General features: G+C 60.6%; 10 protein-coding genes and 1 pseudogene. 5 read left to right on the plus strand and 6 right to left on the minus strand.

From position 1 onward, the window contains the following. The first annotated feature begins 66 nt into the window (after positions 1-66). Positions 67-405, plus strand: a complete 339-nt coding sequence (locus AC0L18_RS28995) for a protein tyrosine phosphatase family protein (RefSeq protein WP_473495235.1) — start codon at positions 67-69, stop codon at positions 403-405. Here the strand turns inward: AC0L18_RS28995 and AC0L18_RS29000 are convergent. Further along, positions 402-869 carry an Lrp/AsnC family transcriptional regulator gene (locus tag AC0L18_RS29000; RefSeq protein ID WP_023803215.1) on the minus strand — a complete coding sequence of 156 codons (468 nt, stop codon included), beginning with the start codon at positions 867-869 and terminating at the stop codon, positions 402-404. The two genes, AC0L18_RS28995 and AC0L18_RS29000, sit on opposite strands and share 4 nt — an antisense overlap. Before the next feature lie 140 nt (positions 870-1009). Here AC0L18_RS29000 and hppD point away from each other — a divergent pair, with 140 nt between their 5' ends. The 3 genes from hppD (at position 1010) to AC0L18_RS29015 (ending at position 2789) form a co-directional block, all read left to right on the plus strand. Continuing rightward, complete coding sequence (gene hppD, locus AC0L18_RS29005) at positions 1010-2122, plus strand: 4-hydroxyphenylpyruvate dioxygenase (protein ID WP_473495236.1); 1113 nt, start codon at positions 1010-1012, stop codon at positions 2120-2122. A gap of 68 nt (positions 2123-2190) precedes the next feature. Then, entirely contained in the window at positions 2191-2418 is a 228-nt protein-coding gene (locus AC0L18_RS29010) for a type II toxin-antitoxin system Phd/YefM family antitoxin (RefSeq protein ID WP_091600557.1), read from the plus strand. Further along, positions 2415-2789 (plus strand): type II toxin-antitoxin system VapC family toxin, encoded by a 375-nt coding sequence (locus AC0L18_RS29015; RefSeq protein WP_095485688.1) that lies wholly within the window; start codon positions 2415-2417, stop codon positions 2787-2789. The genes AC0L18_RS29010 and AC0L18_RS29015 overlap by 4 nt, the downstream gene beginning before the upstream one ends. Before the next feature lie 153 nt (positions 2790-2942). On the opposite strand, the gene AC0L18_RS29020 is transcribed toward AC0L18_RS29015, so the two are convergent. From AC0L18_RS29020 to hmgA, 4 genes are all read right to left on the minus strand, one after another. Next, positions 2943-3236 carry a hypothetical protein gene (locus AC0L18_RS29020; protein WP_287329494.1) on the minus strand — a complete coding sequence of 98 codons (294 nt, stop codon included), beginning with the start codon at positions 3234-3236 and terminating at the stop codon, positions 2943-2945. Then, positions 3233-4246 (minus strand): fumarylacetoacetate hydrolase family protein, encoded by a 1014-nt coding sequence (locus AC0L18_RS29025; protein ID WP_473495237.1) that lies wholly within the window; start codon positions 4244-4246, stop codon positions 3233-3235. The genes AC0L18_RS29020 and AC0L18_RS29025 overlap by 4 nt, the downstream gene beginning before the upstream one ends. Before the next feature lie 73 nt (positions 4247-4319). Then, positions 4320-5210, minus strand: coding sequence for an MBL fold metallo-hydrolase (locus AC0L18_RS29030; RefSeq protein ID WP_473495242.1), 891 nt, complete (start codon positions 5208-5210; stop codon positions 4320-4322). An 11-nt stretch (positions 5211-5221) separates the two neighbouring features. After that, positions 5222-6535, minus strand: a complete 1314-nt coding sequence (gene hmgA / locus AC0L18_RS29035; protein ID WP_473495238.1) for a homogentisate 1,2-dioxygenase — start codon at positions 6533-6535, stop codon at positions 5222-5224. A 79-nt stretch (positions 6536-6614) separates the two neighbouring features. Here hmgA and AC0L18_RS29040 point away from each other — a divergent pair, with 79 nt between their 5' ends. Next, positions 6615-7070 (plus strand): MarR family winged helix-turn-helix transcriptional regulator, encoded by a 456-nt coding sequence (locus AC0L18_RS29040; RefSeq protein ID WP_473495239.1) that lies wholly within the window; start codon positions 6615-6617, stop codon positions 7068-7070. Positions 7071-7133: 63 nt separating this feature from the next. Here AC0L18_RS29040 and tdh read toward each other — a convergent pair. Beyond that, positions 7134-7306: pseudogene (tdh, locus tag AC0L18_RS29045) on the minus strand (L-threonine 3-dehydrogenase); the annotation flags it as partial.

Consider the following 7306-nt stretch of genomic DNA (forward strand, 5'->3'; position numbering starts at 1 on the left):
CTGCGCGGATTGCCGATCTCGTCGGGGAGTCTTAAGACTGCGGCCAAACCAGTTTTGCGAGGAAACATGGAATATCGTCAGATCACCGAGGACTATTCGGTCTCCGGCCAGATCCAGCCCGAAGAAGTCGCCGCCATCCAGGCCGCCGGCTTCAAGAGCGTCATCTGCAATCGGCCTGATGACGAGCAGCCCGGCCAGCCTTCGGCGGACACCGTCAAAGCGGCAGTCGAAGCCGCCGGGCTTACCTTTCGCTACATCCCGGTCATCAGCGGCCAGATCACGGCCCAAAATGTCGAGGACCAGGCTGAGGCGCTCGATGAGCTCGAAGGCCCGGTCTTCGCCTATTGCCGTTCCGGCGCACGCTGCACCAATCTTTTTGGGCTGATCCAACAGTCGAAGGGCTAAATCGGCAGCGCGCCGGTTTCCTTCAGCGTTTCCAGCACGATCGCCGTCTTCACATGCTGCACGGATTCGTGCGGCAGGAGCACGCCGTTGACGAATTCCGACAGCGATTTCAGATCGGGCGTCACCACTTTCAGGATGTAATCCATCTCGCCGGTCAGCGCGTGCGCCTCCTGCACCTGCGGCAACCGCGCCACCAACTCGCCGAAGCGCCGCGCATTGTCGCGGTTGTGGGTGGCGAGCGTCACCGAGATGACGTTGACCAGTGAGAAGCCGAGCTTGTCGCGGTCGAGCACCGCGCGATAGCCCCTGATATAGCCGTCCTCCTCCAGCCTCTGGCGGCGCCGCGAACATTGCGACGCCGACAGGTTCACCCGTTCCGACAAATCGTTGTTGGTCAGCCGTGCGTCGCCCTGCAAGAGAGCCATTATCTTGCGGTCAAACTGGTCAATGCGCGCCTCATCCATGATTTTTTCATCCACCATGCACAATTCCCGCATGATCTATTCGTTTAAAGCGTTTGAATGCAAGCACCATGCGCCTGCTCCGCGCTATAGTAGCGTCAAAATGGCCCTTTGCGGCCAAGCAGCTTTAGGAGGACAACACCATGGGTCCCTTCCCGCACGATGCACCGCCCGCAACGATCAGCAAGGCCAATCCCGCCGGCACCGACGGCTTCGAATTCGTCGAGTTCGCGCATCCCGAACCGGAAAAGCTCGCCGACCTTTTTACCCGCATGGGCTATCTACCGGTAGCCAAGCACCGCACCAAGAACATCACCGTCTGGCGGCAGGGCGACATCAACTATGTCGTCAATGCCGAACTCGGCTCGCATGCGATGAAATTCGTCGACAAGCACGGCCCCTGCGCTTCCTCGATGGCCTGGCGGGTGGTCGATGCCAAGCACGCGTTCGACCATGCTGTCGCCAAGGGCGCCACACCCTATGAAGGCGTCGACAAGGCGCTCGATGTGCCGGCGATATCAGGCATTGGCGGCTCGCTGCTTTATTTCATCGAGGTCTACGGCGACAAAGGCTCGGCCTACGAAGCCGAATTCGACTGGCTGGGCGAGCGCGACCCGAAGCCGGAAGGCGTCGGCTTCTATTATCTCGACCACCTCACCCACAATGTCTATCGCGGCAATATGGACAAATGGTGGGATTTCTATCGTGACCTGTTCGGCTTCAAGCAGATCCATTTCTTCGACATCGACGGCAAGATCACCGGCTTGGTCAGCCGCGCCATCACCTCGCCCTGCGGCAAGATCCGCATCCCGCTCAACGAGTCCAAGGACGAGACCAGCCAGATCGCCGAATATCTGAAGAAGTACAATGGCGAAGGCATCCAGCACATCGCCGTCGGCACGGACGAGATCTACGGCGCCACCGACAGGCTGGCAGCCAACGGGCTGAAGTTCATGCCCGGCCCGCCGGAAACCTATTACGAGATGTCTCATACCCGCGTGCACGGCCATGACGAGCCGATCGAGAGGATGAAAAAGCACGGCATCCTGATCGACGGCGAAGGCGTGGTTGACGGCGGCGCGACCAAGATCCTGCTGCAGATCTTCTCGAAAACCGTAATCGGGCCGATCTTCTTCGAATTCATCCAGAGGAAGGGCGACGAGGGTTTTGGCGAGGGCAATTTCCGCGCGCTGTTCGAATCGATCGAGCAGGACCAGATCAAGCGCGGGGTGCTGAAGGTGCAGGCGGCGGAGTAGGCGACGCCTTCAAATTCCTTGCGGTTCGATCAATTATGACCTAAATTCTGGTCATAAGAGGTCTGACCATGAATGTTCCGATGGCAAAAGCGAAGGCCCAACTCTCCGAGTTGGTGAAACGTGCGCAGGCCGGTGAAGAGATCCATCTGACGCGGCATGGCGAGGTTGTGGCAACCTTGAGCGCTCCCGCCCGGGCTGGCGGGAGCAAGGGCCTTTTTGGAGCCCTGAAAGGCCAAATTCGGATATCGGATGATTTTGATGAACTCGGTCCCGAATGGGACGAGTACATTAAATGAGCCACCAATATCTGGTGGATACTCATATTCTGCTTTGGGTACTGAACGCAGACTCGCGCCTTTCGGACCACCATCGCGACATCTTTCTTGCGGGCGAGGATGTGGTCGTCAGCGCCGTCTCGGTAGCAGAGATCGCCATCAAGAAATCGCTCGGCAAAGTCACGCTCACAGGCAACATAGTGGAAATCTTGCGATCGAACGGCATTCCGATCCTCAGTGTGAATGAACTACACGCGGCGAGGCTTGAGCATTTGCCGCTCCATCACCGCGATCCTTTCGACCGTCTGCTCATCGCACAGGCTCAAATTGAAGGCCTGACGTTGGTCACTGCGGATCGGCATTTTTCAGCCTATGACGTTGCGTTGGTCTGATCACAGATTCAGCCGCTCGACCTCCGCCTACCTCAACTTCAAATCATAGTCGAGCAAAAACTCATCGAGTTGCCGCGAAATTCCCACGAACCAAAGGTAAGTAGCGGTGTAAGGCATCTTGGATCCCCCCGCGTTTGGAACGATTAAGCTAGATCACTCCGCTGACTGGACCAAGGACACGCCCGCCCACAGAAGTGCGAATCCGGCGAGAACGATCAGCAGCAGCCGGTTCATGCGCCGGCGCATGGCTTGCGTCTCCTCGTCCCGCGCGACGTTCGTGTTGGTCACCGTGTGGAAAATCATCGCGTTGCGCGGAAAGCCGCTGCGGTTGGTAAGCCCGGGCGAGCGCGCCTCGATGCGATAGCTCAGCCGGACCGCCTGGATGAAGATCGCCAGCATGAGAAGAGCCCAGACACCGCAAAGAAGATAGACAGTCTCGCCTGTCATTCTCCGTATTTCTCGACCTTCTGCTCGATCGCACCAAAAATCGAATGTCCGACCCTGTCCTTCATCTCGATGCGCACAATGTCGCCAAGGCCCAGGAACGGGGTTGTCGGTTCGCCGGCCTCGATGGTCTCGATCATGCGCAACTCGGCTATGCAGGAATAGCCGGCGCCGCCCGCCGAGACAGGCTTGCCAGGCCCGCCGTCGAGCTTGTTGGAGACCGTGCCCGAACCGATGATGGTGCCGGCGGCCAGCGGCCGGGTTTTCGCGGCATGCACAATCAGCGCCGGAAAATCGAATGTCATGTCCACGCCGGCGTTGGCGCGGCCGAACGGCTTGCCGTTGAGATCGACCAGCAGCGGCAGGTTGACCTTACCGCCATCCCAGGCCTCGCCAAGTTCGTCCGGCGTCACCGCGACGGGCGAAAACGCCGAGGACGGCTTTGATTGGAAGAAGCCGAAGCCCTTGGCAAGCTCTGGCGCCGTGAGGGAGCGCAGCGTGACGTCATTGACCAGCATGACCAACCGGATCGCGGCTCTTGCCGCATCGAGGCTTGCGCCTATCGGCACATCGTCGACGACGACAGCGACTTCCCCTTCCATGTCGACGCCAAGAGCCTCGTCGACCGTGCGGATCGGATCACGCGGCGCGATGAAACTGTCCGAACCACCCTGGTAGATCAGCGGATCGGTCCAGAAGCTTGCCGGCATTTCGGCGCCGCGCGCTTTCCGCACCAGTTCGACATGATTCACATAGGCCGAGCCATCAGCCCACTGGTAGGCGCGCGGCAACGGCGAATGGGCATCATGCTCGTGAAAGCGCGCTGACGGCACCGCATTGTTCTCCAGCGATTCCGCTATTGTCGCCAGATGCGGCGCAATCCGGTTCCAGTCGTCGAGCGCCGACTGCAGCGTCGGCACCAGAAACGAGGCATCGGTGAACCGCGTCAGGTCGCGCGAGACGACGACCAGCTTTCCGTCGCGCGTCCCGTCCTTCAATGTGGCAAGCTTCATGCGGTTTCCTCTCCTGATGCGGCTTTGGTGCCGCTTGAATTTTGGTCTTATAATCTCTTCCGAAAACCGGTTCTCACTTTTCGCTAACGCGGTCCTTCGGTTCGGGATCATGCTCCAGTCCCACAACAAGGCCGTCGCGGGCGATCGTCAAGTCTCCGGCCCATGTTTTCCTGACGGCGGCGATCCAATCGGCCTCGCCGATCTCGGGATCATCGGCCGGGATGAGGTGGTTGAGCACCAGTCTTTTGGCTCCTGCGTCACTGGCGATGCGCCCCGCCTCCTCAGCAAAACTATGGCTGGCGAGCAGATGCTCCCTCAGCCGCGCGCCATTGCCGGTTTTCGCGACGAGCCGCTCGATGCCGTCTTCCAGCATGGCTTCATGGACGAGAATGTCGGCGCCTTTGGCGAAATCCGCCAATGGCGGAAAGAACGCCGTATCGGCGGAAAACACCACGCTCTGTCCGGCATGCTCGAAGCGCAGCGCAAAGCAGTCGTTCACCGGCGGATGGTCGACGCGTAGCGCCAAAACCTTCAGGCCGCGCTCCTCCATCACCCGGCTTTCGCCGAACTCGATGATCGAAACCAAATCTGCGATATCAGGCCGGCCTTCGTCGACTATGCGTATCTCGATGTCGAATTCTATCGCCTGGCAAAAGCACTGCCAGTAATGGCCGGTGCCGGGCGGGCCGAACACGGTGACCGGTGTCGCCAGACCCGCCGTCCAGGCGGTGTGGATCAGCGGACCGAGTTCCAGCACATGGTCGGAATGCAGATGCGTGATGAAGACCAAGTCGAGCGACTTCAGGCCGATGCCGGTCTCGGCCAGCCCGTGCGTCACGCCAAGCCCGCAATCCACGACGATGGTACGCCCGCCGAATTTCAGCAGCGACGAACTCGGCCACGGCCCGCCCGGCCGGAGCGCCGGGCCGCCCTTCGAGCCCAGCAGCACCAGCCGATCCCGCATTGGATCAGCGCTCAAGACCAGTCGCCCTCGGGCGTGCCGTTGAAGCGCTTCTTCAGATCGGCCCAGCAGTCGATGTAATTGTCCTGCCGGGTTTCAACCTCGGCGGCGTAGCGGGTCAGCATCTGTGGGAATCGCGTCTCGAACATGAAGGCCATGGTGTTGTCGAGCTTGACCGGTTTCAGATCCGCGTGGAAGGCTTTCTCAAAACCTGTTGCGTCAGGCCCGTGGGCCAGCATCAGATTGTGCAGGCTGATGCCACCGGGAACGAAGCCCTCTTCCTTGGCGTCGTACTGGCCGTGGATCAGGCCCATGAACTCGCTCATGATGTTGCGGTGATACCAGGGCGGGCGAAACGTGTTTTCGGCCACCAGCCAGCGCGGCGGGAAGATGACGAAGTCGATGTTGGCGGTGCCCTCTTCGCCGCTCGGCGCGGTCAGCACCGTGAAGATCGACGGATCGGGATGGTCGAACAGGATCGCGCCGACCGGCGAAAACGTTGCAAGATCATATTTGTAGGGCGAGTAGTTGCCGTGCCACGCCACCACATCCAGCGGCGAATGATCGAGTTCAGTGACGTGAAACTGCCCGCACCATTTCACGATCAGCCGGCACGGCGTCTCCTTGTCCTCGAACCAGGCGCAAGGCGTCTTGAAATCGCGCGGATTGGCCAGGCAATTGGCGCCGATCGGGCCACGATCCGGCAACGTCAGCTTGGCGCCGTAGTTCTCGCAGACATAGCCGCGCGCTGTTTCATCGACCAGCTCGACCTTGAACACGAGGCCGCGCGGCAGCACGGCGATCTCGCCCGGTCGCAATTCGATGACGCCCATCTCGGTGACGAAGCGCAGCGCCCCCACTTGCGGCACGACCAGCAACTCGCCGTCGGCGTTGAAGAAATGGTCGTCGGCCATCGAGCGGTTGGCAACGTAGACATGGGCGGCCATGCCGGTCTGGCCGAGCACGTCGCCGGCGGTGGTGATCGAGCGCATGCCGGCAATGAAGTCGGTCGGTTCCTTCGGCATCGGCACCGGGCTCCAGCGGTACTGGCCAAGCGCAAGTTCGTGATCGCCGACATTCGGCGCGCTTTTCCACAGCGGATAATTCGCCGCCTTGAAGCGGCCGGTGTGCCTGACGCTCGGCCTGATGCGATAAAGCCAGGAACGCTCGTTGGTGCCGCGCGGCGCCGTGAAGGGCGAGCCCGAAAGCTGCTCGGCATAAAGGCCGTAGGCCGGCCGCTGCGGCGAATTCCGCCCTTGCGGCAGCGAACCGGGCAAAGTCTCGGTTTCGAAGTCGTTGCCGAACCCCGGCATGTAGGAAAAGGCCATTGCATCCTCCCTGGATTGACCAAATTGGTTTCGTTTGTAACCATTGAAAATGTAACTATCAATCGTGATGGAGCAGACCATGGAGGCTGACACCCTCGAACTCGAAAGCTTCCTGCCCTACCGGCTCTATCGCCTTGCCGATGCTGTCAGCCGCGAATTTTCCAGGGTTTACAAGGACCGCCACGGCCTGACGCGGCCCGAATGGCGCACGCTGGCCGGTCTCGGCCAGCACGGCACGATGACGGCAACAGCGCTCGGCGAACAGTCGGCCATGCATAAGACCAAGGTTTCGCGCGCCGTCGCCGAGCTCGAACAACGCCGCTGGCTGACGCGAAAACCTGATGAAAAAGACCGCCGTGTCGAGCATCTGACGCTGACCGGAGCGGGCCTTGCCGCCTATCGCGAGATGGTGCCGTTGGCAAAAGCGTTCGAGCGGGACTTGCTGGGAAGGCTGACCGCGAGCGAGCGAGCGGCGGTCACGGAAGGGATGGCGGCACTTAAGGGGGCATTGGATAGATCAACGACGCAGCTATGAAACTGCTACGCAGCGATCATTCCCACCCCTCCAACGTTTCCGGAACGGCACCCGGCCAACATCTCACCAGTCCATCACCACCTTGCCGGAATTGCCGCTCTTCATCGCCTCGAAGCCGGTCTGGAAGTCGTCCACGCCGATGCGGTGGGTGATCAGCCCACTGACATCGAGCGGACCCTGCACCAGCGCGATCATCTTGTACCAGGTCTCGAACATCTCGCGGCCATAGATGCCCT

This window comes from Mesorhizobium sp. WSM4819, from assembly GCF_055811215.1.

Bases quoted from the DNA above. Each gene is read 5' to 3' on its own strand.
- AC0L18_RS28995 (WP_473495235.1), top strand. From the start codon at position 67: ATGGAATATCGTCAGATCACCGAGGACTATTCGGTCTCCGGCCAGATC.
- AC0L18_RS29030 (WP_473495242.1), bottom strand. From the start codon at position 5,210: ATGCGGGATCGGCTGGTGCTGCTGGGCTCGAAGGGCGGCCCGGCGCTC.
- AC0L18_RS29010 (WP_091600557.1), top strand. From the start codon at position 2,191: ATGAATGTTCCGATGGCAAAAGCGAAGGCCCAACTCTCCGAGTTGGTG.
- AC0L18_RS29040 (WP_473495239.1), top strand. From the start codon at position 6,615: ATGGAGGCTGACACCCTCGAACTCGAAAGCTTCCTGCCCTACCGGCTC.
- hppD (WP_473495236.1), top strand. From the start codon at position 1,010: ATGGGTCCCTTCCCGCACGATGCACCGCCCGCAACGATCAGCAAGGCC.
- AC0L18_RS29015 (WP_095485688.1), top strand. From the start codon at position 2,415: ATGAGCCACCAATATCTGGTGGATACTCATATTCTGCTTTGGGTACTG.
- AC0L18_RS29025 (WP_473495237.1), bottom strand. From the start codon at position 4,246: ATGAAGCTTGCCACATTGAAGGACGGGACGCGCGACGGAAAGCTGGTC.
- AC0L18_RS29000 (WP_023803215.1), bottom strand. From the start codon at position 869: ATGGATGAGGCGCGCATTGACCAGTTTGACCGCAAGATAATGGCTCTC.
- AC0L18_RS29020 (WP_287329494.1), bottom strand. From the start codon at position 3,236: ATGACAGGCGAGACTGTCTATCTTCTTTGCGGTGTCTGGGCTCTTCTC.
- hmgA (WP_473495238.1), bottom strand. From the start codon at position 6,535: ATGGCCTTTTCCTACATGCCGGGGTTCGGCAACGACTTCGAAACCGAG.